Here is a 24,266-nt window from a genome sequence, read left to right as displayed (position 1 = left end):
CGATATGGCGAACCTGACGATCACCGTGGATGCCGACACGCTCAAGCGCGCCCGCATCCGCGCGCTCGAGCGGGGCGAATCGGTGAACCAGTATCTCGCCCAGCGCCTGGCCGAGTATGCGCTCGAGGAGTCGGTGACCGAGCGTCGGCGGCGCGCCGCACAGGAGTTCGTCGAGCTTTCGCGGCTCTACAGCGGCAGCTCGGGCGGCAGAGGCTGGACGCGCGAAGAGCTCTACGACGAGATGTTCGACGCGTCGTGAGCGTGTTCTTCGACACGAACGTGCTCGCCTACCAGCTAGACGACAGCCAGCTAGCCAAGCAGCGTCGTGCGCGCGAAATCTTTGCCGAGCGCGCCGCCGACGCCGTGATCTCTACGCAGGTGATGATCGAACTCCACGCCGTTCTCACCCGGAAGTTCCGTCGGTCGCGTGACCAGGCGATGCGGATGCTCTCGGCGCTCGACGTCGACGTCGTGCCGACCGATGCCGCCCTGGTGCTGGCGGCAGCGGCCACCGCATCCGCCCACCAGCTCTCGATCTTCGACGCGCTCGTGCTCGAAGCGGCGGTATCCGCGGGCTGCGCCGAACTGTGGTCAGAAGACTTGACCGACGGCGCCACGCTGCGCGGTGTGCGCATCGTGAACCCGTTCCGCGCGCTGTGACGAGACGTCAGCCGCCGTCGGAGACGACGATGGATGCCGTGCCGTCGGGCAGGATCGTGACGCTGCCGCCCACCGAGAACGGGACGTCCTCGTCGACGTGGCGGATCGACCCGTCGTAGATCGACTGGATGTCGACGACGATGTGCGCGACGGCCTGCGTCCGCTGGATGGTCCACTGCGCCCCGTCGGGGTCGAGAGTGATGGTCGGCTGCTGCGCGATCGACCACACCGGGGGACCTACGATGCGGTTGCGGACCTCGAGGCCGAAGGGGCATCCGGTCGGCTGCAGCACCTGCTGCGTCGCGCACGTCGTGAGGAACGACTCGACCTGCTCCTGCACCACGGCGGTGAACTGCTCGGTGGGTTGGGTCTGCAGGTCGACCGGGATGTCCGCCAGCGGGGTGTCGGACAGCACGGCGACCCCGGCGGAGGTGGAGATCGCCGTGTCGACCGAGATGGAGTACAGGCCGGGCGAGAACACCAGCAGGGCGACGGGCTCGAGGGGATCGGCATCCAGCTGGTCGGGAGAGACCTGGCGCGTGTCGACCTCGAACCCGTTCACGGTGAACTGCGTCGCGCCGCGCACCGTGAGGTCGATGATCGCGAGTGGGCTCTGCGCGAACCGCCAGGTCGGGGCGACCCCGATCCAGCCGGCGCGCTCGATGCGGAACGTCGAGGTGCCCGGATACCCGCCCGCCGTGTACGACACGGTCACGTCGACCACTCCGTCGTGCTCCTGCTCGCCGAGCACCGTCACGTCGCTCAGCGGGGCCAGCGCGGTACGGCGCAGCAGCGCCTCGCTGGCATCCGTCGGCAGACCGGCCTTGGCGAGCGTCGCGGAATCCACCGAGGCGCCGGCCTGCGCGAGCGCATCGGCGGCGCGCCCCTGCGTGAGCAGGTCGAGGTAGCGCACGACGAACGCCGACGGGCTGTAGAGGTTCTGGTACAGCACGGCACCGGTGGCGCCGAGCGCGCCGACGAGCAGGATGCCGACCACCGCCAGCGCCGTCAGGTCGAAGGCGAGGCGGCGGCTTCTCTTCGGGGCGGGCGGGGTGGTCGGGGCGGCATCCGGGGCGACGGGCAGCGAGGCCGCGGCATCCGGCCGCGTCGCATCCACTTCTTCCACCCCGTCCACGTAGCCAGTCTAGGAAGGCGAGGCTGATAGCTAGCATGGATCGGTGAGCATCCCCGACCTGTCACCCGAACAGGAGGAGCTGTTCCGCCTCATCGAAGACACCCGCGAGCACGTGTTCGTGACGGGCCGCGCGGGCACCGGGAAATCGACCCTGCTGCAGCACCTCGCGTGGAACACCGAGAAGCAGATCGCCGTCTGCGCCCCCACCGGCGTCGCGGCGCTGAACGTCGAGGGGCAGACGATCCACTCGCTATTCCGGCTGCCGATCGGGCTCATCGCCGACAGCCGGCTCGACCAGTCCGAGCCGGCGCGACGCATCATGAACGCGATCGACACGCTCGTCATCGACGAGATCTCGATGGTCAACGCCGACCTGATGGATGCCGTCGACCGCTCGCTCCGCCAGGCCCGGCGGCGGCGCTCCGAGCCGTTCGGCGGCGTGCAGGTGGTGATGTTCGGCGACCCGTACCAGCTGTCGCCGGTGCCGCCGCGCGGCGACGAGCTGCGCTACATCAAGGACCACTACCGGTCGTTCTGGTTCTTCGACGCGCAGGTGTGGGCGGGCCCCTCGGCGGACGGGTCGGCGATCCGGTCGGACGGCCTGCTCGACCTCGGCCGCACCGGCGCGCCGCTGCAGATCCGCGAGCTGCGCGAGATCCACCGGCAGGCCGACGTCGACTTCAAGGCGATGCTCAACGCCGTGCGGCACGGGGTCGTGACCGCCGAGATCGCCGGGGCGCTCAACGCGGCGGGTGCGCGGCCGGTTCCCGAGCCGGTCGACGGCGAGCCGCCGATCATCACGCTCGCGACGCGCAACGACATCGTAGGCCGCATCAACCAGCGCCACCTCGACGCCCTGCCGGGGCCGGTGCAGACCGCGCGGGCCGAGATCAGCGGTGACTTCGGGCGCGGCGACGTGTACCCCGCCGACGCCGAGCTGCAGCTGAAGGTCGGGGCGCAGGTGATGTTCCTGCGCAACGACCTCGGCGGGCGCGCCGCGGGCGGCGACGGGCCGCGGTGGGTGAACGGCTCGATCGGCACCGTCACCCGCATCGCCGGCGGGACGGTGCGCGTCGAGCTCGACGGCGAGGAGGTCGATGTCGAGCCGACCGTGTGGGAGAGGTTCCGCTACGCGTACGACGAGGGCTCGCGCACGCTGAGCCGCGACATCGTGGCGGAGTTCACGCAGTTCCCGCTGCGACTCGCGTGGGCGGTCACGATCCACAAGTCGCAGGGCAAGACCTACGATCGGGCCGTCATCGACCTCGGCTCCGGCGCGTTCGCACCGGGCCAGACCTACGTCGCGCTCTCGCGCCTGACCTCGCTCGACGGCCTGTACCTGTCGCGCCCCCTGCGCCCCGCCGACATCCTCGTCGACGCCGACGTCCGCCGCTTCATGGCCGGCGTCCGCGCCTCCGGCTTCTGACCCCCCGCATCCCCCCGCTCCCCGGCATCGCCCCGGCATCCGCTTCACCCGCGAGACAGCATCCGTGCACCGAGACTGCAGCTGCCGTCTGCTGTCTCGGTGCACGGATGCAGTCTCGACGAGGATGAGGGCGGGGCGGGGGCGACGCAGGGCGAGGGCGACGCGGCGACGGGGTCAGGCGACGGATGCCGCGGGCGCGGCGGTGGCCTTGGCGGCGGCGAGGTCGACGAACAGGTCGGTGTTGAACTGGTAGGCCGCGAGCACCTCGTCGATGACGCGGTCGCTCTCGGCGGCATCCCAGGCGGCGGCGTCGAGCTGCTCGCGGTAGACGTCCTTGAACGCGGCCGGGTCGGCGATCTCGTCGAACAGGTAGAACCCGATGCCGTTCGTCCCGAACCCGAACTGGCGCGCCATGACCTTGCCGATGAACTGGCCGCCCGACAGGTCGCCGAGATAGCGCGTGTAGTGGTGGGCGATGAAGCCGCCGGGCCAGTTCCGCCCGACCTCGCGGATGCGGGCGACGTAGCGCTCGGTCGTCGGCAGCGGCTCGATGCGGCTGCGCCAGTCGGGTCCGATGAGGAACTCGAGGTCGGCCTCGATCGCGGGCAGCCGGGTGAGCTTCTCGCTGAGGAAAGGCGCCGCGACCGGGTCGTTCTTCATGAGCGCGGCGGCGGCCTCGAGCGCCTCGTAGATGAACCAGTGCTGCGCCACGAGCGCGACGTAGTCGTCGCGGGTGCCCTGACCGCGCAAGAGGTCGGACATGAAGCCGGCGTGCTCGCTGCCCGAGTGGGCGCGCTGCGAGCGCTCGCGCAGGGCGGTGGAGAAGGGGATCGGCGCTGTCACACCTTCAGGGTAGCAAAACTTAGGTACAGCTAACCTGAAGGTTTCGCCAGAGACGTCGTCATCGGCGCCGCAGGCGAGGGATGCCGGGTCGTCAGGCGTGCGGGCGGGGCGTCACGCCCAGGCGCGCGCAGGCGACGTCGTAGAGCGCGACGATCTCGCGGCGCACCTCGCGGCGCTCGGTGATCTCGCCGCCGGGCCACGGCACGCGCAGCACGTCGTGCGTGCCGTCGGCGGCGACGATGCGCCACTGCCCGGCGGCACCGTCGAAGGTCACCATCTGCGACGAGATCACGTCGGGCAGCGGCGAGAACGCCCGGGCGATGAGCAGGTTGTCGTCGGAGTGGTCGTCGTTCATGTGTCCGAGCACGCCGGCGAGGGCGTCGTCGTCGAAGGTGTGCGCCATGCCTCCACCTTAGGAGCGGATCTGTCGGCGGATTCCCGGCCCCAGCCCCCGCGGCGTACGCCGCCGCCGCCGCGATGATCTACGCTGAACTGGAACCATCGGGGGTGAGGATGACACGTCTGTCACGCGTCGCGGCGATGGCGTGCGCGCTCGCCCTCGCGGCAGTGCTCACGGCATGCTCCGCCGGCCCCGCCGACCTCGAGCTTCCGGCACAGGCCGACGCGGCGCTTTCGGACGACACGCAGGCGCAGCTGCAGGCGGCGGTCGATCAGGCGGTGGCGGCATCCGGGGCGACGGGAGCCGTCGTCGGGGTGTGGATCCCCTGGTCCGGGTCGTGGCTGGCCGGCGTCGGCACGACCACGACGACCGGGCCGGACGTCGCGGCGACGAGCACCTTCAAGGCCGGAGCGGTCACCCGGGCGATGACCTGCGACGCGCTGTACGCCGTCGCCGACCGCGGGCTGGTGGAACTCACCGATCCCGTCGGGGATTATGTCGCCGGCATCCCCGGGTATGAGCAGCTCACGCTTGAGGAGCTGTGCGACTCGACGAGCGGTCTGCAGTCGTACGCCCCGCTGCTGACTGCCCGGATGATCGCGAACCCGGCCCGGCCCTGGGCGCCGCGCGAACTGCTCGCCTACGGCATGTCGCGGGGACTGTCGGGCGAGCCGGGCGCGACCTTCAGCGACGCCGACACCGGGTACGTCCTGCTCGGGCAGGCTCTCGAGCACGCCACCGGCGCGAGCATGGCCGAGGTCTACGACGAGTACGTCTTCACGCCGATGGGGCTGACGGTGACCGCTCTGCCCACCACGGCCGATGTGCAGCTGAACGGGCTGTGGTCGCCGAGCGCCGAAGACGGCAGCGTCATGTGCGCCGAGCCGACCGACGTGACCGCGCTGTCGCCGTCGGCCGGGTACTCGGCATCCGGCGTCGCGACGAACCTGACCGACCTCGGGCGCTATACGCAGGCCGTGGCCGTAGGGGCCCGCTCGTTCGACACCGACACGCGGTACGAGAACCCGCTGCCCGTGGCCGCGGACGGACCGTCGTGGTTCACCGCCGACGGCGGCCTGTACCAGGCCGGCACGCTGCTCGGCCAGTACGGGTCGATGCCGGGATACCTCACCGCCGCGTTCGCCGACCGCGACACCGGCATGACCGTCGTGGTCGTGCTGAACAACTCGCGGGCCTCGTCGGCGCTCGTGCGCAGCCTCGCATGGCAGCTCGCCGCGATCGCGTCGAAGGCGCCCGCGGCGGAGGGCGAGACCGCCCCGGAGGCGGGCCTGCCGTGGACGGCGGACGACATGTCGGCGCAGGTCGTCGCGGCCGCGGTGTGCCCGCTGCAGGCCGAGGAGCCTGCGGACGGATAACGCCGTGACGGCACGGATGCCGGCCGCCCCGCCGTCGGCGATCGCTCTCGTGGTCGCCGGCCTCGTGTGTCAGGAGGGCGGGGCGTCGATCGCCGTGCTGCTGTTCCCCGAGGTCGGCCCGCTGGGCATGGTGATGCTGCGGCTCGTCTTCTCGGCGCTCGTCCTGCTGCTCATCGCCCGGCCGCGCCTGCGCGGCCACGACGCCGGCGCGTGGCGCGCCGTCGCGGCGTTCGGGCTCGTGCTGGCGACGATGAACGGCCTGTTCTACCTCGCGCTGGAGCGGCTGCCGCTCGGGGTCACCGTCACGATCGAGGTGCTCGGGCCGCTCGTGCTGTCGATCGTCGCGAGCCGCCGCGCCTCCGCGTGGCTGTGGGCGGGCCTCGCGTTCGCGGGGGTCATCGCGCTCGGCGGCGGAGGCTGGGACCGGCTCGACGTGCTCGGGGTCGTCTTCGCGCTGGGCGCGGCGACGACGTGGGCGCTGTACATCCTCGCCTCGGCGCGGGTCGGCGCGGAGTTTCCCCGGCTCGACGGGCTCGCCCTGGCGATGAGCATCGGCGTGCTCGTGTCGCTGCCGTTCGGGGTGACGGATGCCGGTGCCGCCCTGCTGCGGCCCGAGATCCTGGGGCTCGGGGCCGCGGTGGCGCTGCTGTCGTCGACGCTGCCGTATGCGTTCGAGCTGATCGCGCTGCGGCGCCTGCCCGCGCCGACCTTCGCGACCCTCATGGCGCTGGGGCCGGCGACGGCGGCGCTCGCCGGGTGGATCCTGCTCGGGCAGCACCTGGCGTGGCTCGAGCTGGCCGGGATCGCGCTCGTGATCGCGGCATCCATCGGCGCCGTCCGCGCCGCGGGTCGCCGCACGGGTGTCGAACCGGTCGGATGAAGCGGGATCGCCGTCCTCCTCGCTAGGCTGAGGGCATGGCCGGTCGGGGACCGTATGCGAAGGGGCTGGCGCGGCGCGCCGAGATTCTCAGCGCTGCCCTGGACGTGGTCGCCGAGAACGGCTACAGCCGCAGCTACGTCAACGACATCGCCGAGCGCGTCGGCCTCACCCACACCGGTCTCATGCACTACTTCGCGTCGCGCGAGGAGCTGTACGAAGAGGTGATCCGTGCCCGTGACGTCAGCGACCGCACGGCGTACACGACCGGGGCGCGCGGCGTCGAGGGTTACTTCGCCGTCATCGAGCACAACCGGCACGTGCCGGGGCTCGTGCAGCTGTACGCGGAGTTCTCCGCGGATGCGGCGCACCCGGGGCATCCGTCGCACGCGTTCTTCGTCGAGCGGTACGCGTACCTGCGTGAGGCGCTGGCGCGCGACGTCGAGCTGGCGCAGGCCGACGGCGCGATGGGCGCGACCGCCGACCCGACCGAGGTGGCCGAGTTGCTGATCGCCACCGCTGACGGCCTGCAGGTGCAGTGGCTGCACGACCACAGGATCGACATGGCGGGCCGGCTGCGGGCGCTGTGGCGGGCGCTGTGCCTGGCCTCGCACGTCCGCGACGCGGCCCGGGAAGACGCTCGCAAGGGCGCCGGGGACGACTGACCTCACTTAGGGATTGCGTCGGGCCTCTGGCAGGATTGCGGGATGACCTCCCGGCAGAACCGGCCCCGTTATCTCGACCCCGCGGCCCCCGTTGCCCGGCGCGTCGCCGATCTCCTTTCCCGCATGACGGTCGAGGAGAAGGTCGGGCAGATGCTGCAGCTCGATGCCCGCGGCGACCTCGACCACCAGGTGCTCGGCCTGCACGTCGGGTCGATCCTGCACGCCTCTCCTGAGCGGGTGCTCCGCGCGCACGAACTGACCGCGCAGACGCGGCTGGGCATTCCGCTGATCGTGGCGGACGACTGCATCCACGGGCACTCGTTCTGGGAGGGTGCGACGATCTTCCCGACCCAACTGGGCCTGGCCGCCTCGTGGGATGCCGGCCTCGCCGAGCGCGTCGCGCGGGCGACGGCCGTCGAGGTCGCGGCCACCGGCATCCATTGGACCTTCTCGCCCGTGCTGTGCATCGCGCGCGACCTGCGCTGGGGGCGCGTGGGGGAGACGTTCGGGGAGGACCCGTTCCTCATCGGCGAGCTGGCGTCGGCGATGGTGCGCGGCTATCAGGGCGAGGGGCTGACCGACCCGACCGCGATCCTCGCGACGGCGAAGCACTTTGCGGGCTACTCCGAGACGCAGGGCGGCCGTGACGCCAGCGAGGCGGACATCTCGCGGCGCAAGCTCCGGTCGTGGTTCCTGCCGCCGTTCGAGCGCGTCGCCCGCGAGGGATGCCGCACCTTCATGCTCGGCTACCAGAGCATCGACGGTGTGCCGGTGACGATCAACGAGTGGCTGCTCACCGACGTGCTGCGCGGCGAGTGGGGCTACACCGGCACCCTCGTCACCGACTGGGACAACGTCGGCCGCATGGTCTGGGAGCAGAAGGTGCAGCCCGACGACACGCGCGCCGCGGCGGCCGCCGTCAAGGCCGGCAACGACATGGTCATGGTGACCCCCGGGTTCTTCGAGGGCGCGCTGGAGGCCATCGAGCGGGGGCTGCTGACGGAGAAGGATCTGGATGCCGCGGTCTCGCGCATCCTCACGGTGAAGTTCGAGCTGGGCCTGTTCGAGAACCCGCGCCGGCCGGAGGCCGAACTGATCGAGCAGGTCGTGGGGTCTCACGCGCACCGGGCGCTCAACCTCGAGGCGGCGCGGCGCTCGCTCGTGCTGCTGCGCAACGACGGCGTGCTGCCGCTGGACGGCGGGATGGTCGAGGGCGCTGGCCGCGCGGCGCGCACCGGGCGTGAGCCGAAGCGGGTCGCGGTGGTCGGTCCGCTCGCCGACGACGCGCAGACGCAGCTGGGCGACTGGGCGGGCGGCTCGGGTCAGGCCGGGTGGCTCGACGGACAGCCGCGCGAAATGATCACGACCGTGCTCGACGGGCTGCGCGCACAGGTGCCGTCGGACTGGACGGTCACCTCCGCGCGCGGGGGCGACATCCTCACGCACGGCGACCATCCCGACGGCAACTACTTCCCCGACGGCCAGCCGCGGCCGCCGCTGGTCGCGCCGGCCTCGCCGGACGAGGGGCTCATCGCCGACGCCGTCGCCGACGCGCGGCGCGCCGACTACGTCGTCGCCGTCGTGGGCGACCGCATCGAGCTCGTCGGCGAGGGACGATCGACCGCGACGCTCGAGCTCGTCGGCGCCCAGGTCGCGCTGCTGGAGGCGCTCGTGGCGACCGGCACGCCGGTGATCGTCGTGCTGATGGCCTCGAAGCCGCTCGTGCTGCCGCCGGCGGTGACCGGCGCCGCGGCGCTCGTGTGGGTCGCGAACCCGGGCATGGAGGGCGGCCGGGCCATCGCCGAGCTGCTGCTCGGGCTGATCGAGCCCAGCGGCCGCCTGCCGATCTCGTTCGCCCGGCACGTCGGGCAGCAGCCGACGTACTACAACCAGATCCGCGGCCAGCACGGCGACCGCTACGCCGACCTCACGCAGGAGCCCGCGCACGTCTTCGGCGAGGGCCTGTCGTACACGCACGTCGCCTACGAGGGCGTGTGGCTCGCGGCCGACCGGCTCGGTGCCGGTGACGTGCTGCACGCCGAGGTGGCGCTGCGCAACACGGGCGAGCGCCCCGTGGTCGAGACGGTGCAGGCCTACGTCAGCGACCTCGTCACCTCGGTGAGCTGGGCCGACCGTGAGCTGAAGGCCTACCGCCAGGTCCCGCTCGAGCCCGGCGAGCACACGCACGTGTCGCTGGAGATCCCGGTCGCCGATCTCACGATCGTGGATGCCGCCGGCATCCGCGTCGTCGAGCCCGGCGAGTTCGAGCTGCGCGTCGGCCCGTCTTCGCGCGCGGACGCACAGCTCGCCGTCCGCTTCGAGGTCGTCCCGTAGCCTCGAGGTTCGCCGGGGGGTGCGGCATCGCCGCGCCGCCCAGCGCCGGCGGGTCACATGTTGTAGCTATCACGCCCGCTTTGCGGCCATTCGCGCCCCCGCGAGGGGTACAGCGCTACGCGAGGCCGGCGTCGCTGAAGCTCGTCACCTCGACCCCGGCGTCGTCCAGCAGTGCGCGGACGGCGGGCGAGGCGACGAGCTCGAGGTCGCGGGCGCGGATGATCGAGAAGGTGCTGAGGCCCAGGATCTCGGCATCCACGTAACCCGGGTGCAGGATCAGCAGGCTCGTCTCGTTCGCGAGGATCGCCGGCAGCAGCCGTTCCATCGCGCCGACGGCATCCGCTGTGATCTGCGCGTCGAGGGGGAACGGCTTCGCGTACCAGTCGTTGGGCAGCAGCGGAACGCTGCCGCGGTACAGGTCGTCGACGAACAGCACGCCCAGGTCGGCGGCGACCTGCCGCACGACCGCGTCGCTGACCGGCGAGACGATCGAGTGGTGATGCACGTATGCGGGGGCGCGACCCATCAGTTCGACGAACCGGTCGACCTGGGCGCGCGCCTCGGCCATCGTCTCGTCGAGATCGAACGGCTCACGCTCGAACTGCGAGAACACGGCGTCGCCGCCGGTCACGCGATACTCGGCGCGGATCTGCCCCGAGGTGCGGAACGCGCCGTCGCCGGTGACGAGTCCCGGAACCTCGGATGCCGGCAGCACCGGCCGGCCGGTGACGAAGTTGAGGTCGATGCCGACGTCGATCCCGTCGAGCTCGCGCAGCCGCGATGCCGCGAAGGCGGCATCCGGGCAGTTCGCGAACATGCCGGTCGCGCGGACGATGCCGTTCGTGATGCCATCGAGGATGCCGAGGGTCGCGCCATGGGTGATGGCGATGTCGTCGGCCTGGACGATGAGACGGGGCATGAGGGATCCTTCGGGTTCAGTCGGCGGCGCGCTGCTGCTCGTCGCGGAGTGTGATCAGGTGCAGGAGCAGGTAGATGCGCTCCTCGTCGGTGACGCCGGCGTCGAACGACTCGTCGAGGTAGCGGCCGATGTGCTCGGCGCACGCGTACAGCTCGGGGTTGTCGGCGATGAGCGCCTGGTAGTACTCGTCGGCGGCGCCGTGGTGCGCGCGGTTTCGGGTCAGCCGCTGCACGACGAACTTGATGTGCGTGAGGAAGCGGGCGCTCGCCGTCGTGGCGCCGTCGACCTCGATGCCCAGGTCGCCCCGGACGATGTCGATGATCGCGCGGATCGTCGTGCCGAGGGTCATCGCCCGTCCCGGGTCGCCGACGAGCCCGGCGTTGACGAGGTGCAGCGTGATGAAGCCCGCCTCGTCGAGCGGCAGCTTGCGGCCGAGCTCCTCGTGGATGACGTCGAGGGCGTGCAGGGCGATCGCGAACTCGCCGGGGTAGGTCATCTTCGTCTCCCACAGCATCGAGTTGTAGAGGGGGATGCCCTCGTCGATGCGGCGGATGGACTGGGCGAGGTGGTCGGCGAGCCCGACCTCCACCGTCGTCGGCAGCCGGATGCCGTAGGTCTTCGCGAGCAGCTCCGACACGCGGGACGTGGCGCGCAGCACGGGGTAGGGCACCTCGAGCAGCACGCGGAAGGCGCCGCTGCGGCCCACGCCGGTCAGATGGAACTCGCGCTCGACGCGCGACTCGTCGACCGCGGCGCCCTTGCTCGCCAGGTAGCCGACGCCGGCGCCGACGAGGATGACGTCTTCGCCGTCGGCGTCGACCGCGCTGACGATGTTGTTGTTGAAGATCTTCGTGATGGTGCGCATCTGTGCTCCCCGTGCGGCCACCGGTTCGGATCCGGCGGCCGCACGTCGAGAGGTGCGGCTCAGCCTGCCGCGGGGTGGACGGTGAACAGAGTGTCTCCTTCGCTGACGCTACCGTCTGCGACGACATCGACGCGCTGGTCGCCGCCGATGTTGGTGACGATGACCGGCGTCACGAGCGAGTAGCCCGCGGCCGCGATCGCGGCGGCGTCGAACTCCAGCAGCACCTGGCCGGCCGTCACGCGGTCGCCCTGCGCGACGCGCGGGGTGAAGTGCTCGCCGTTCAGCTTGACCGTGTCGATGCCGACGTGGATCAGCAGTTCGGTGCCGTCGTCGGTGCGCAGACCGATCGCGTGTCCGCTCGCCGGAGCGGCCACGACGACGCCCGCGATCGGGGCGACGACGCGCGAGGCGGTCGGGGCGATCGCGACGCCGGGGCCGATGAGGGCACCCGAGAAGATCGGGTCGGGCACCTGCGCGAGCGGAACCACCTCGCCGGCGACCGGCGCGCCGACCGTCACCGTCGCGGTGCGCGCGGCGGCGTCGACGAGGCCGCGGAAGCCCGCGGACCCGGATGCCGCGGCATCCGCATCGTCGGTCGATGCCTGCGTGCCAGGCTTCTGGTAGCCCCAGATCTGCAGCAGGATCGTCGGCACGGCCAGACCCACGACGAGGCCGAGGACACCGGCGATGACCGGAGCCATGAGCGGCAGGGCGAGGATCGGCGCCGGGCTGAATCCGATGACGTACGCGCCGAACAGGCCGAGCACCAGCCCCGAGGCGGCGGCCGAGATCATCTCGATGACGAGCACGCGACGGTGGGGCAGCACGAGACCGTACAGGGTCGGCTCGGTGATGCCGCCGATGCCGACCGAGATGGTCGCGGCGACGGCGGTGTCGCGCAGCTTCTTGTTGCCCTGACGGGCGGTGAGGATCACCATGCCGAGGGCGACGCCGAACATCGCGTACTGGTAGCCGAACGCGGCGCCGAGGATGACGCTGTGGCCCGAGGCGAGCTCGACGAGCGCGATCGAGATGAGCGCCCAGTGGATGCCCATCGCGACCAGGAAGACCCACAGCGCCGGGACGACGATGTAGAACACGAACGGCACGTTGGTGCTGAGCCAGGCGAGCCCCTCGCCGATGCCGTTGCCGACGACGACGCCGATCGGGCCGAACACGAGCGCCGTGAGCGGCACGAGCACGAGCACTTCGATCGTCGGGACGAACACCTGCTGCAGCGCGCGCGGCAGGTAGCGCTTGAGCACGCGGTCGAGCCCGCCGAGCGCGAGGGCCAGCAGCAGCGCCGGGAACATCGAGCTCGCGTAGGAGTACATGAACAGCGGCAGTCCGAACGCGGACACCTGCGTGCCCTGTTCGCCGATCGCGGTGAATGCGGGGTGCAGCAGGGCCGCCGCGATGGATGCGCCGACGAACGGGTTTGCGCCGAGCTTGCGCGAGGCGGTGAACGCCGCGAAGACGGGCAGGAAGTAGAAGACCGCGTTGCCGGCCGCCGTCAGCACCGCCGCCGTCGGGCTGGCTGCGTCGAGCCCGCCGAACTGGGTGAGCAGCAGCACGAGCACCTGCACGAGCGCCGCGCCGGTGATGGCGGGGATCAGGGGCTGGAAGGTCGCGCCGAGGAAGTCGAACACGGCATCGAGCGGGCGGCGCGTGCCGGCCGCCTCGGTCGCCGAGTCGTCGAGCGCGCCCCAGCCGGGCAGACCCACGAGGCTGTCGCGGATGCGGTCGACGTGCGTGCCGATGACGACCTGCACCTGGCCGCCGGCCTTGACGGCTTGGATCACGCCGGGGGTGTCGCCCAGGCGGTCGAAGTCGACCTTGCCCTCGTCGCGCACGACGAAGCGCAGCCGGGTCGTGCAGTTGTGCACCGATGCGACGTTCTGCGGCCCGCCGACGAGCTCGCCGATCGTGCGCGCCAGAGCGGCATCCGTATCCGTGTTCGCCACGGTTCCTCCTTCATTGGATGGTGTGCCGAAGTCTCGCCCGCCCGGCGGCGTCGCCTGAAACGAAAAAAGACCTCACACCACGCGTTCGCGTGATGGAGGTCTCGCCTGCCGAGCAGTAACAATCCTCGCGGGGCTGACGCCCTGCCGCTCCAGTATGCCGCGTCTTCGCGCCGCCGCGCAATGCAGGCGTGCGGATGGATGCCGCAGGTGCGCTGCACGCGGCATCCGTCACGGGGTCGCAAACGGCCGCTGTCCGCGCGTCATTCCGGCCATTCGCGACCCCTTCGCGCTGGCCGAGTCCGTTCTCCGACCGTGGCGAAACGGCGAGTAACAGGTGGTGAAACGGCGAGCAAGACCTGGCGAAACGGCGAGTATGGGGTGGTGAAACGGCGAGCAGGCAACTAGCATCGACCGCATGGCTGCCACATCACTACTGCCGCGGCTGATCATGCCGAAGGTGGAAGAGGCACTCGAGGACACGCGGATCGTTGTGCTCCAGGGTGCCCGCCAGGTGGGCAAATCCACTCTGGCGTCACAGATCGTCGCCGAACGGGGTGGTGTCGCCGTCACTCTGGATGACCCGACGGCGCGCGCGTTCGCGCGATCCGACCCGGTCGGGTTCGTCGAGCAGGCGCCCGGCGACCTGTTGGTCATCGATGAACTGCAGAGGGCGCCGGAACTGGTGGTCGCCCTCAAGGCGTCCGTCGACCGCGACCAGCGGCCGGGGAGGTTCCTCGTCACGGGATCGGCCAACCTCCTGGATCTCGCATCGACCCACGAGTCGCTCGCCGGGCGGACGGAACGCATCGACCTCTATCCGCTGAGCCAGCGCGAAGTCGACCGCCGCGGAGGGTCGTTCATCGATGCTGCCCTCTCGGGCGAGACGTTCGCGCACCATGAGAGCGCGCTTCGCCGCGAGGACTATGTCGACCGCGTAAGTGCGGGCGGCTACCCCGAAGCGCTGCGGCGCGCCACGGCGCAACGTCGAGCCGATTGGTACGCGAACTACGTCTCCCAGATCGTGCGCCGCGACGCCCCCGACATCTCCGGCCTTCAACGGCTCGCCGATCTGCCCCGCCTCCTTCGGCTGATCGCGGCGCGGATGGGGAGCACGATGGTGTGGAGTTCTCTCGCCGCGGATGCCGGCATCCCGCGGCGAACGCTCGATCCCTATATCGCCCTGCTCGGGACGCTGTATCTCACGCATGTGTTGCCGGCGTGGTCGACCAATCTCACCTCCCGAGAGGTGAAGCAGCCCAAGGTCTTCCTCGTGGATTCGGGACTCGCAGCGAGCCTGGTCGGCGCAACGGCGGAGGCGCTGACCCCTGGTTCTGCACTGCTCGGCCCGCTCATGGAGTGCTTTGTCGTCGGCGAACTGCGTCGTCAGCAGACCTGGGCGGCGCAACGCACGACGATGCATCACTATCGCGACAGCCGCGGCGTTGAGGTGGATGTCGTCCTGGAGGCACCGGACGGACGCGTCGTCGGCATCGAGGTCAAGGCTGCAGCGACGGTGCGGGCAAGCGATGTGAGGGGTCTGGCCGCGCTGCGCGACCGGCTCGGAGATCGATTCATCGCCGGCTACATCCTCTATGCGGGCGGGGCGGCCGTCGCCGCCGGGGACCGCATTCGCGCGGTGCCGCTCGATGTGCTCTGGAGCGCGTGAGGATGCGCCACGGCCGGGCGTGGAAGAACCGGGCGCCTGGTACCGGCGGCTGCGTGAGCGCCTGGAGCACACCGGAGCCTACGGGGGCGACGACGTCGACGGCCTCATGCCGGACCGCGCCTCGGGCTGGGCGGTACCGCCGGAGGATGTCGCGCGCGATCGGGCCGCCGGGCGCATCATCGGCCGCGGGGGTCAGCGCCCTGCCGCCGGGGCGACGCCGGATCGAGCTGCAGGATGCGCCGTCCCTGACGGCGGCCGCTCAGCGCGCGAACGGCCAGCCGGTGTACGCCTCGGCGAGGAACGTGCTGCCCGCGGTCGAGCTCGTGACGCTGTGCAGCTCGCCGAGCTGGCGCTGGCGGTCGAACTCCGACGCGTCGTCGGTGACGTGCAGCATGCTCGTCATCCACCAGGAGAAGTGCTGCGCCTTCCAGATGCGCTCCCGGGCCGTGTCGGGGAAGGCCTCCAGGGCTGTGCTCGATCCCTTCAGCAGCAGCTCGCCCAGGGCCTCGGCGAGGATCAGCACGTCGGCGACCGCGAGGTTCATGCCCTTCGCGCCGGTCGGCGGCACGGTGTGCGCGGCATCGCCGACGAGGGCGACGCGGCCCTTCAGCAACTCGTAGGCGACGAAGCTGCGGAAGCGCAGGATGTCGCGCTGGAAGATCGGTCCCTCGTTGAGCGTGGTGCCCGGCACGCGTTGCTGCAGGAGCTCCCACAGCTGCTCCTCGCTGTAAGTGTTCGGGTCGTCGTCCGGGTCGCACTGGAAGTACATCCGCTGCACGGTGTCGCTGCGCTGGCTGATCAGGGCGAAGCCGTCGGGCGAGTTGCTGTAGATCAGCTCGTTCGCGCTCGGCGGCGCCTCGCACAGGATGCCGAACCACGCGAACGGGTACTCCCGGAAGTAGCCCGCGCGCGAGCCGCTGACCGCTTCGCGCGCGACCGAGCGCGAGCCGTCGGCGCCGACGACGAACTCGGCTTCGATGTCGTAGGCGTTGCCCTCGGCATCCGTCACGTGCACGTGCGGACGGTCGCTCTCGGCACCGGTGACGCGCTGCGCCGTGACGCCGAAGCGCAGATCCTGGCCGTCGGCGAGGCGTGCGGCGATGAGATCCTTCAGCGCCTCGTGCTGCGGGTAGAGCCACACGCTGCGTTCGACGAGCCCCGGGAAGTCGATGCGGTGGCTCTCGCCGGCGAACCGCAGCTCGATGCCGTCGTGGCGGTGCCCGACGGTGCGGGCGCGGCTGAACGGGCCGAGGCCGTCGAGCACCTCGACGGTGCCCTGTTCCAGGATGCCGGCGCGCACCGTCGTCTCGATCTGTTCCCGGCTGCGCTGGTCGAGCACGATGGAGGCGATGCCCCGCTGTGCGAGCAGGTGCGACAGCAGGAGCCCTGCGGGACCGGCGCCGATGATGGCGACGCGGGTGCGGATGGTGGTCATGGCGTCTCCTTCGACGGGCGCGGGTGGATCCAGTGTGCGACGCCGGCGGAGCTCGCCGGTGCACGAATCCCATTGAACAGGATGCTGTGGTGTGCCCGGCGGGGGCGGGTCAGTGCTGGGCGCGGAGCGCGCGCTCGATGTCGCGGGCGGCCCGGTGCAGCTCGACGAGGGCGAGGTCGGTGGCGGCATCCCGGGGGAGCACGACCGACAGCGCGGCGATGATCGCGCCGGTCTCGTCGCGTATCGGCACGGCGACGCCGGTGGACACCTCCTCGATCGAGCCGGGCGCGACGGCGTGGCCGAGCGTGCGGATCTCGGCGAGCTTGCGTCGCAGCGCCGCGGGGTCGGTGATCGTCTGCCGGGTCAGCGGCCGCAGCGGGCCCGCGAGGATGCGGTCTTGCAGCTCGCGCTCGCCGAAGGCCAGCAGCACGAGGCCCGACGACGAGGCGTGCAGGGGGAGCCGGCCCGCGATGCGGGTGATGTTGGCGCCCGCGGTGGGCACGCTGAGGCGCTCGACGAACAGGGCCTCCTCCTGTTCCAGGATCGCCAGCTGCGTGTGCTCGCGTACGCGCGCCTGCACGCGCTCCATGAAGGGCATCGCCGCCTGTCGCAGCCGCAGCGCCTGCGACGAGCGGGTCGCGAGCTCCCACAGCCGCATCCCGATGCGCACGCGATGGTCGTCGTCGCGCTCGAGCAGCCCCACCTCGACGAGCTCGCCGACGATGCGGTGCGCGGTCGAACGTGGCAGGCCCGCGCGGCGGCCGATCTCCGCCGCGCTCTGCACCGTGCGCGTCGGGGTGAAGGTCTCCAGCACCCGTACGAGGCGGCCCGTGACCGAGTCGCCCGTCGGGGAATTCGCCATGCGCCCAGTCTGGCAGGGCGACCCGCATCCGACGCCGCGGGTGGCCGTTGTCGTCGGCGTCATCGCGCTGATCGCGCTCCTGCGGGCGGTGCTCACCGGCGGCCGCCGCGTCTGAACCGTGCCGCAGCTCTCGCCACTGCGCCACTGCGCCATTGCGCCACTGCGCCACTGCGCCGCTGCGCCACTGCGCCGTTTCGAGGTGCGCCCGTCGCCGGTGCTCGGATCGTCGCGCCGCGCAAACGGCAAGCTCTCACCTCGGCAAGCCCGGCAGCACCGTGTCGCGCGCCGACGTCCGACGGCCGGGTTCAGACGGCGAGGTCGTAGCGGTGTCGTCCGGCGAGGCGGGGTTTTCGGGTGGGGTCGATCCAGGTGGGTGGGATGGTCCAGACGCGGGCGTTGATGCCGGGGCCGTCGATGTGGATGTCCCAGCCGTCGTCGTGGAGGCGGTGGTGGCAGGCGGAGCACAGGAGTACGCCGTTGTCGAGGTCGGTCCTGCCGCCGTGGGACCACCAGACGAGGTGGTGGACGTGGCATCTTCCGGGTGGGGCGCCGCAGCTGACGCATCCACCGTCTCTTTCGGTGATCGCGAGCTTCTGCGCCTTGCTGAACGAGCGTGCCGCGCGCCCCAGGTCGAGGATCTCTGAGGACGATCCGAGGACGATCGGGATGAACTGCAGTTCGGCGGCGAGGCGGCGCACGTCTGCGGCGGGGATGGGGTGGTCGACCCCGTCGACCGTCGCCAGCCCGGTGCCGGTGGTCAGCGCGTCCAGGTCCATCCGTACGACGACGGTCGTGGTGGGCCGGGTCGGGGTCTGCTCGCAGCCGAGGGCGTGCTCGCAGAGTTCGATGAGGGCGTCGGCGCGCAGCTGACGCATCGACCGGTCGTCCTTCTCGGCATCGTCGCGGTCGCGGTTCGTGTGGATCGTGGCGGAGACGATGCCTTCGATCGCGGCGCGCACGGGGGCGGCGGAGGCGACGTCGCTGCGGAACTCGAGGTGGAACACCCCGTCGCGCTCGCTCAGGAACAGCGCCCGGTCCGCCCGGATCTCCGCCAGCTTCGGTGCGACGCCGTCGGGGTCGAGGTGCGCCTCGGCGCGCACGATCAGCTTCGCCAGCTCGTCGGGCCGCAACCCCGGTGCGGCCGCGACCAGTCGCGCCTCCATCTCCTCCAACGCCGCCTTGTCGGCGCGGGGTGCGACCTTGGTGAGCAGCCCGGTGATCGCGGATGCCGCGGCCACCCCGATCGTCCCGGTCCGCAGTGCGGCGGCGACGTGCGGGTGCTTGTCCGGCAACGGCTCCCCGGTCAGAGTGGTGCGGGGCGCGGTCGCTTCCCCGACCTGCACGATCCGTCTCGCCTCCCCGACCGGAATCCCGGTAGCCGCGGAGATCATCGACTCCGGTGACCGGAACCCCTGCGCACGCGCCAGGGAGTCCTTGCCGAGCTCGACGCGGGACTGCCGGGCGATCTCCGCCGCGACCGGTGCGAACGCGGCATCCACGTGCCGTTTCAGAGCCCCGAACGCCGCGCTGATCGCGACCAGGTCACCGGCCGGCAGACCCTCCACCGGACGGGCGCCACCGGCATCGACCAGCGCGCGCAGCGCCTCGGTGATACCCGCGAGCCGATCCCTGTCCATATACCCACAGTAGGGAGGGCCTCCGACATTGCGCCCTCGAAAACCGGCCGGTCCCGGGTGCATTCACCAACACTCAGCGAACTCCCAGGAAGCGACTGCGGGGCGGCGGTTGCGCACCCTGGCGTCCGCTGTGCACCGTGGCATCCGCTGCGCCAGGGTGCCGCGAAAAACGGATAAACCGCGAAAAACGGATGCCGTCAGCCCGCCGCGTCCGTTTTTCGCGACATTTCCGTTTTTCGCGACGGGGGCGGGAGACGGATGCCGGGCGCGACCGGCATCCGCATCCCCGGCACCTCATCGCGTTCGGCGTCGCGTCAGATTCGCGTGACATGATCCGAACCATGGCGCGCCGGGCATCGACCTCACGACGACGGCGGCATCGACGGGCTCTGCTCGCGGTCGCGGCGGTTCTCGCGGTGGCGTTCGCGATCGGGGCCGTCGCGATCGCGCAGATCGGCCGGCAGCGCGACCCCGCCTGCACGACGGCGGCGCGCTACAGCGCCGAACAACTCGACAACGCGTGGACGATCATCGTCGCCGGGCGGGATGCCGGCCTGCCCCCGCGCGATCAGTCCATCGCGGTCATGACCGCGCTCGGCGAGTCGAGCCTGCGCAACCTCGACTACGGCGACTGGGAAACCGACAGCGTCACGAACCCCGACGGCACGCGCACGACGTCGATCGGCCTCTTCCAGCAGCAGGACGGATGGGGGACGCGCGCGCAGCGACTCGATCCGTACACCGCCGCGGCGTTGTTCTATCGGGCGATGACGCAGCGCGTGCCCGAGCCCGAGCGGTCGGCGATCGAACCGACCCTGGTCGCGCATCGGACGCAGATCAACGGCGACCCGCAGCACTACGCGAGCTCGTGGGATGCCGCGACCGCACTCGTGGCCGCGCTGGATGCCGGCGTGCCGGACTGCGGGTGACCCGACCTCGCAGCCTGCTGTCGCGAAATACGGAAGAACCGCGAAATACGGATGGATGCCGGCCGCTCCGTCCGTTTTCCACGTCATTTCCGTTTTTCGGGGAGCCCGATCGACAGCGGTGGCTTGCGTGGGTGGATGGAGAAATGGCGCAGTCCCCGCGACGAATCGGCGTGCGGACCGGGGCGGCAGCCAGACGAGCACACCGGGGTCGAGGAGGAGTCGGCCTCCAGCGTGCCCGATCCGTCGATCACGAGGATCCGCACGTCGAGAGCCGGGCCGGTGCGGCGCTGGATCTCGTCTCCCGCGGGCAGCGCGATGACGTCGGCGTCGAGACCGCGTTCTGTGGGGAGGAGTTGCCTCCGAGATCGACGTCGCGGTGGCGGGCCTTCCGGCGCTGCGCGGGAAGGGCCGGCAGTGGGATCTGGATGCGGGCGACTTCGTGCCGACCCCGCCGGAGTGGCACTCCGTATCCGCGCGGGGAGGACAGCGTGTTCCTCCTGAGCGTCGTGCGCGCAACCGATTCCGCCGGGTAGGAGCCTCGCACGATGGGTCCACGCTGGCGATGGAGAGCCCCTCGTAGGCTGACGCGGTGCGGCTGTTGCGCGAGCAGTTCGCCGCGGATGCCGACGGGGTCGAGCCGCTCGGCACGGCGGCGACGACCAGCTACATCTTTCGTGTCGGCGCCGACCTGGTAGCCCGGTTCCCGATGCAGCCCGGCGACCCTGTCGCATATCGCCGGTCCCTCGAATCGGAGGGGGAGGCCATGCGAGAGTTCGCGAGCGCGAGCCCGTTCCCTTCTCCGCGGCTCGTCTTCGTCGGCCGGCCGGCGCTCGGGTATCCCATGCCGTGGTCCGTGCAGTCATGGATCCCGGGCGAGGTCGCGACCCCGACCGCGGTGGCGGCGTCGTCTGCCGTCGCTCGAGATCTGACGCGGCTCGTCCTCGCGTTGCGCAGCGTCGACCTCAGGGGCCGATCCTTCTCCGGGGCTGGACGCGGGGGCGAGCTCACCGCGCACGACGAATGGGTCGCGCACTGCCTGACGCAGAGCGAGTCGCTCCTTCCCGTGGCCCGGCTCCGTGAGGCATGGGACGCCCTGCGGCTGACGCCCCGCCGGGAACCGGATGCGATGTCGCACACAGATCTGACGCCGTTCAATCTCGTCGTCGTCGACGAGCGTCTGGCCGGCGTCCTGGACACGGGCGGGTTCGGCCCCGCAGACCCGGCACTGGATCTTGTGGCAGGCTGGCATCGCTGCAGGCCCTCGGTCTCGTCTGGTACTACGACACGACGAACCCGGCGATGAGCCTGCTCGGACGCAGCACGATCGATCGCATCCTGACCGCCGACGAGATCGGCGTATAGGTGTCTGCTGCCGCTAGAGAGCGTCGATGAGGTCGCGCATCAACTGCGAGGGCGTGGTGTGACGCTCTTGCGCCGCCTCGTCCAGCTTCGCTCGGCGCGCGGCGTCGAGACGAAGTGTGAAAGGGCGGGCCTGCGCACCCACGCTGATGGGGCGTCCGGGCGCCGACGGGCCCAGGTGCCTGCCTTTGTATCCCGTCTCGGATTCCGCCTCGGCAGCCCACTGCTCGATGTCTTCGTCGGTGAACGGAACTCCGTTCACGTCGCTGTACGTGTCCATCTGTCTACCTCCTCAGTCCAACCTCGATGAGAACCTTCTTCGTCGCCGGCATGGAATGGAAGACCAGCCAGCCATCGGGTTCGTCTTCCACCGCGATGTACTCCAGCAGTCGCCCACTGGCGTCTGCCCCGACACCTACCCACTGCACGGGGTGGGTGTCGCGCGCTCGTGATCGCAACGTGCCTTCGAAAGCCTCGACCACGTCCGACGCAGTGATCTCGGGGTGCCGATCGGTAACTCTCGGATGCACTCGTACCCGCACGCTCGCTCCCACTGATGTATTTCGTACTGCCCAAGTGTAGTACGAAACCTCGGTGTGCGCCCGCTGCGAGGCCGAGCGTTTCGACGCAGTGATCGCGGTACACTGACGAGGCAGGTCCGGAAGTCGTTCCTATGGGCGCCGATCCGGACCTGCTTTGTGTCTGGAAGCCATCTTGACCATGAGCGGCGCAACCTGTGCCGCCCAGCGTCCGCCGCGCTGGATGCACCACGCAATTGCATCGCTGAGCCACAGGCACGGCTCGTCGGCGCTTGTCAGATGGTGGACCTCGATCGACCTGGTGACAGTTCGAACGGCAGCGAGGTCGTGTGCGACCGCTGAATCATCCCGCTCGATCACCACTCTCGAAGCTCCGGAATCATGACAGAGCGTAATTGTCTCACCGAGGCAACGGTCACGGTCCGCGAGGCCTGTCGAGCCGACCGACCGTGATGCGGTCGCGGCGATCGGCAGGTTGCAGATGACACGGAGTGCGGCATCACGTTGCGCATCGGTGAGCTTCTTGAAGTGCAGCCGACGCGCATTGTGCGGCGCGAGTGTGCGCACAGCTCGGCGCACGACCGTCACATCGCTTGCGCTCACCCATGTCCCCACAAGGATGAACTCACGCGCCTTCGTCTCGTCTATGAACACGTGCGCACCTGCGGGGAGTTGGCGCGACATCGGTCCATCTTGAACCAGTCAGCCGCTCCCGCGCCCTAGTTCTCCACAGCGGCGTGCGAGGCGTCGACCGTACCACTCACACCGTGAGCAGCACCTTGGTGGCGCGGCGCTCGTCCATGGCGCGGTATCCCTCGGCGGCCTGATCGAGGGGAAGGGTGAGGTCGAAGACGACGCCGGGGTCGATCTGGCCGGTCATGATCAGCTCGATCAGTTCGGGCAGGAAGCGGCGCACCGGCGCCGGCCCGCCGTGCAGGTGCACGCTGGAGAGGAACAGGCCGAGGCCGTCGAGTTCCACGCCGTGCGAGACGCCGACGAACCCGACGTGCCCGCCCGGGCGGGTCGCGCGGATCGCCTGATCCATCGACTCCTGGGTGCCGACGGCCTCGATCGTCGAGTGCGCGCCGTAGCCGTTCGTGAGCTCCTTGATCTTCGCCACTGCCTCGTCGCCGCGCTCCTCGACGATGTCGGTCGCACCGAACCGCCGGGCGAGCGCCTGACGGTCGGCGTGGCGCGACATCGCGATGATCCGCTCGGCCCCGAGGCGCTTCGCGGCGAGGATGCCGAGGAGGCCCACCGCTCCGTCGCCGACGACGGCGACGGTCGTGCCGGGTCCGGCCTCGGCGGCCACCGCGGCGAACCAGCCGGTGCCGAGCACATCGCTGGCTGCGAGCAGACTCCGCAGCTGGCTCTCGGTGGGCGTGCCGGGAACCTTCACGAGCGTGCCGTCGGCGAGGGGGATGCGGGCGTGCTCGGCTTGCGCGCCGATCCTTCCCATCATGACCTGATGCCTGCAGCGCGACTGGTAGCCGGCCCGGCAGATCTCGCACGTGTTGTCGGAGGCGACGAACGAGCCGACGACGTAGTCGCCGACCGTCACATCGTGCACGCCGTCGCCGACCTGCTCCACGACGCCGACGTACTCGTGCCCCATCTGGGTCGCGCGGCGCACCGGTTCGATGCCGCGGTACGGCCAGAGGTCGGAGCCGCAGATGCAGGTCGCGGTGAGGCGGATGACGGCATCCGTGGGCTCGATGATCGTCGGGTTCTCGACGGTCTCGACGCGGACGTCGCCGGGGGCATGAAGAATGACAGCGCGCATGGGGCATCTCCGGGTTCAGGGTGAGCTGACGATCCACTTCACCACGGATCGGGCCGGCGCGGGAGTCCCGGTCGAGACAGGTACCGTGAGGGACTCCCTCCGTGCGCCGCCGGAGATCCTGGATGCGCTCGCGAAGGCGCTCTTCCTGGACGACGCGGAGGCGGGCGCACCTGTTCGATCTCGCACACGCGGCCAGTCCGGTGGCCGGCCGCCGTGCTGGCCCGAGCCTTCTACAACGACACGTTCGACATGCCGGGGCAGCCACCGGCCTCGGCCTGCTGACCGCGACCTCGCTGGCCGTCAACGTCGTCGCCCCGTATGTGCTCACCGCGGCGACGGCCCTCGCCCGGCGCTGGCCGGACGTGCTCGCGCACGCGGTCGACCCCGGCTGGGTGCCGACCCGGATGGGGGGCCGGTCCGCGCCGGACAGCCTCGACGAGGGGCGCCGCACGCAGGAATGGCTGGCCGCCGCCGACGCGGAGGCGATCACGCCCCGCACCGGCGGGTACTGGTGCCACCTGGCTGCCCGCCGCTTCCGGTATCCCGCTGACTTCGCGCGGTGGCGCCGAAATAAAAGTTGAGTTCCGCTTAG

23 protein-coding genes are annotated in these 24,266 nt (G+C 70.8%); 11 read left to right on the top strand and 12 right to left on the bottom strand.

All coding sequences use genetic code 11. The annotated features are described in order from the left end of the window. Nucleotides 1–4 precede the first annotated feature (4 nt). Nucleotides 5–259, top strand: coding sequence for a hypothetical protein (locus tag QM720_RS05015; RefSeq protein ID WP_415125058.1), 255 nt, complete (start codon nucleotides 5–7; stop codon nucleotides 257–259). Further along, nucleotides 256–660, top strand: coding sequence for a PIN domain-containing protein (locus QM720_RS05010; protein ID WP_415125057.1), 405 nt, complete (start codon nucleotides 256–258; stop codon nucleotides 658–660). Before QM720_RS05015 ends, QM720_RS05010 begins: the two co-directional genes overlap by 4 nt. Before the next feature lie 7 nt (nucleotides 661–667). Here QM720_RS05010 and QM720_RS05005 read toward each other — a convergent pair whose 3' ends face one another. Beyond that, the gene (locus tag QM720_RS05005) at nucleotides 668–1,786 is read right to left on the bottom strand and encodes a hypothetical protein (RefSeq protein ID WP_415127811.1); all 1,119 of its coding nucleotides are present in this window, start codon (nucleotides 1,784–1,786) and stop codon (nucleotides 668–670) included. A 52-nt stretch (nucleotides 1,787–1,838) separates the two neighbouring features. Between QM720_RS05005 and QM720_RS05000 the strand changes: the two genes are divergently transcribed. Next, entirely contained in the window at nucleotides 1,839–3,221 is a 1,383-nt protein-coding gene (locus QM720_RS05000; protein WP_415125056.1) for an ATP-dependent DNA helicase, read from the top strand. Nucleotides 3,222–3,395: 174 nt separating this feature from the next. Here QM720_RS05000 and QM720_RS04995 read toward each other — a convergent pair whose 3' ends face one another. Next, nucleotides 3,396–4,064, bottom strand: coding sequence for a heme oxygenase (biliverdin-producing) (locus QM720_RS04995; RefSeq protein WP_415125055.1), 669 nt, complete (start codon nucleotides 4,062–4,064; stop codon nucleotides 3,396–3,398). A gap of 91 nt (nucleotides 4,065–4,155) precedes the next feature. After that, nucleotides 4,156–4,467, bottom strand: coding sequence for a DUF2470 domain-containing protein (locus tag QM720_RS04990; RefSeq protein WP_415125054.1), 312 nt, complete (start codon nucleotides 4,465–4,467; stop codon nucleotides 4,156–4,158). A 110-nt stretch (nucleotides 4,468–4,577) separates the two neighbouring features. Between QM720_RS04990 and QM720_RS04985 the strand changes: the two genes are divergently transcribed. From QM720_RS04985 to QM720_RS04970, 4 genes are read left to right on the top strand one after another with little or no spacing between them, the layout of a single operon-like run. Continuing rightward, on the top strand, nucleotides 4,578–5,840 hold the full coding sequence (locus tag QM720_RS04985) for a serine hydrolase domain-containing protein (RefSeq protein ID WP_415125053.1): 1,263 nt from the start codon (nucleotides 4,578–4,580) through the stop codon (nucleotides 5,838–5,840). 16 nt (nucleotides 5,841–5,856) lie between these two features. Next, entirely contained in the window at nucleotides 5,857–6,720 is an 864-nt protein-coding gene (locus tag QM720_RS04980) for an EamA family transporter (protein ID WP_415127809.1), read from the top strand. 35 nt (nucleotides 6,721–6,755) lie between these two features. Further along, nucleotides 6,756–7,382 (top strand): TetR family transcriptional regulator, encoded by a 627-nt coding sequence (locus tag QM720_RS04975; protein ID WP_415125052.1) that lies wholly within the window; start codon nucleotides 6,756–6,758, stop codon nucleotides 7,380–7,382. Between the two features lie 42 nt (nucleotides 7,383–7,424). Then, nucleotides 7,425–9,716, top strand: coding sequence for a glycoside hydrolase family 3 N-terminal domain-containing protein (locus tag QM720_RS04970; protein WP_415125051.1), 2,292 nt, complete (start codon nucleotides 7,425–7,427; stop codon nucleotides 9,714–9,716). 115 nt (nucleotides 9,717–9,831) lie between these two features. On the opposite strand, the gene QM720_RS04965 is transcribed toward QM720_RS04970, so the two are convergent. Genes QM720_RS04965 through QM720_RS04955 form a run of 3 tightly spaced genes read right to left on the bottom strand, consistent with a single transcriptional unit; the run spans nucleotide 9,832 to nucleotide 13,464 of the window. Beyond that, nucleotides 9,832–10,635: a ChbG/HpnK family deacetylase gene (locus QM720_RS04965; protein WP_415125050.1), complete on the bottom strand. Its 804-nt coding sequence runs from the start codon at nucleotides 10,633–10,635 to the stop codon at nucleotides 9,832–9,834. A 16-nt stretch (nucleotides 10,636–10,651) separates the two neighbouring features. Next, entirely contained in the window at nucleotides 10,652–11,500 is an 849-nt protein-coding gene (locus QM720_RS04960; RefSeq protein ID WP_415125049.1) for a PRD domain-containing protein, read from the bottom strand. A gap of 59 nt (nucleotides 11,501–11,559) precedes the next feature. Then, nucleotides 11,560–13,464: a glucose PTS transporter subunit IIA gene (locus QM720_RS04955; protein ID WP_415125048.1), complete on the bottom strand. Its 1,905-nt coding sequence runs from the start codon at nucleotides 13,462–13,464 to the stop codon at nucleotides 11,560–11,562. Between the two features lie 415 nt (nucleotides 13,465–13,879). Between QM720_RS04955 and QM720_RS04950 the strand changes: the two genes are divergently transcribed. Beyond that, complete coding sequence (locus QM720_RS04950; protein WP_415125047.1) at nucleotides 13,880–15,130, top strand: ATP-binding protein; 1,251 nt, start codon at nucleotides 13,880–13,882, stop codon at nucleotides 15,128–15,130. Between the two features lie 259 nt (nucleotides 15,131–15,389). On the opposite strand, the gene QM720_RS04945 is transcribed toward QM720_RS04950, so the two are convergent. The 3 genes from QM720_RS04945 to QM720_RS04935 form a co-directional block, all read right to left on the bottom strand. Further along, the gene (locus tag QM720_RS04945) at nucleotides 15,390–16,565 is read right to left on the bottom strand and encodes a 4-hydroxybenzoate 3-monooxygenase (RefSeq protein ID WP_415125046.1); all 1,176 of its coding nucleotides are present in this window, start codon (nucleotides 16,563–16,565) and stop codon (nucleotides 15,390–15,392) included. A gap of 109 nt (nucleotides 16,566–16,674) precedes the next feature. After that, nucleotides 16,675–17,427: an IclR family transcriptional regulator gene (locus tag QM720_RS04940; RefSeq protein WP_415125045.1), complete on the bottom strand. Its 753-nt coding sequence runs from the start codon at nucleotides 17,425–17,427 to the stop codon at nucleotides 16,675–16,677. Nucleotides 17,428–17,732: 305 nt separating this feature from the next. Then, nucleotides 17,733–19,064, bottom strand: a complete 1,332-nt coding sequence (locus tag QM720_RS04935; protein WP_415125044.1) for a DUF222 domain-containing protein — start codon at nucleotides 19,062–19,064, stop codon at nucleotides 17,733–17,735. Between the two features lie 341 nt (nucleotides 19,065–19,405). Here QM720_RS04935 and QM720_RS04930 point away from each other — a divergent pair, with 341 nt between their 5' ends. Both QM720_RS04930 and QM720_RS04925 read left to right on the top strand, forming a co-directional pair. After that, a complete protein-coding gene (locus QM720_RS04930) occupies nucleotides 19,406–19,993 on the top strand; it encodes a peptidase M23 (protein WP_415125043.1) in 588 nt (195 codons plus the stop codon). A 589-nt stretch (nucleotides 19,994–20,582) separates the two neighbouring features. After that, nucleotides 20,583–21,296, top strand: coding sequence for a phosphotransferase (locus QM720_RS04925; protein WP_415125042.1), 714 nt, complete (start codon nucleotides 20,583–20,585; stop codon nucleotides 21,294–21,296). 72 nt (nucleotides 21,297–21,368) lie between these two features. Here QM720_RS04925 and QM720_RS04920 read toward each other — a convergent pair whose 3' ends face one another. From QM720_RS04920 to QM720_RS04910, 3 genes are all read right to left on the bottom strand, one after another. Continuing rightward, a complete protein-coding gene (locus QM720_RS04920) occupies nucleotides 21,369–21,632 on the bottom strand; it encodes a CopG family transcriptional regulator (RefSeq protein WP_415125041.1) in 264 nt (87 codons plus the stop codon). A gap of 391 nt (nucleotides 21,633–22,023) precedes the next feature. Next, on the bottom strand, nucleotides 22,024–22,575 hold the full coding sequence (locus QM720_RS04915) for a hypothetical protein (protein WP_415125040.1): 552 nt from the start codon (nucleotides 22,573–22,575) through the stop codon (nucleotides 22,024–22,026). A gap of 76 nt (nucleotides 22,576–22,651) precedes the next feature. Continuing rightward, nucleotides 22,652–23,674 carry a zinc-dependent alcohol dehydrogenase family protein gene (locus tag QM720_RS04910; RefSeq protein WP_415125039.1) on the bottom strand — a complete coding sequence of 341 codons (1,023 nt, stop codon included), beginning with the start codon at nucleotides 23,672–23,674 and terminating at the stop codon, nucleotides 22,652–22,654. Nucleotides 23,675–23,874: 200 nt separating this feature from the next. Here QM720_RS04910 and QM720_RS04905 point away from each other — a divergent pair, with 200 nt between their 5' ends. Then, nucleotides 23,875–24,255, top strand: coding sequence for a hypothetical protein (locus QM720_RS04905; protein WP_415125038.1), 381 nt, complete (start codon nucleotides 23,875–23,877; stop codon nucleotides 24,253–24,255). The last annotated feature ends 11 nt before the right edge of the window (nucleotides 24,256–24,266 follow it).

The organism is Microbacterium sp., from assembly GCF_047602155.1.
GTDB lineage: Bacteria > Actinomycetota > Actinomycetes > Actinomycetales > Microbacteriaceae > Microbacterium.
This window is presented reverse-complemented; position numbering and strand designations above follow the sequence as displayed.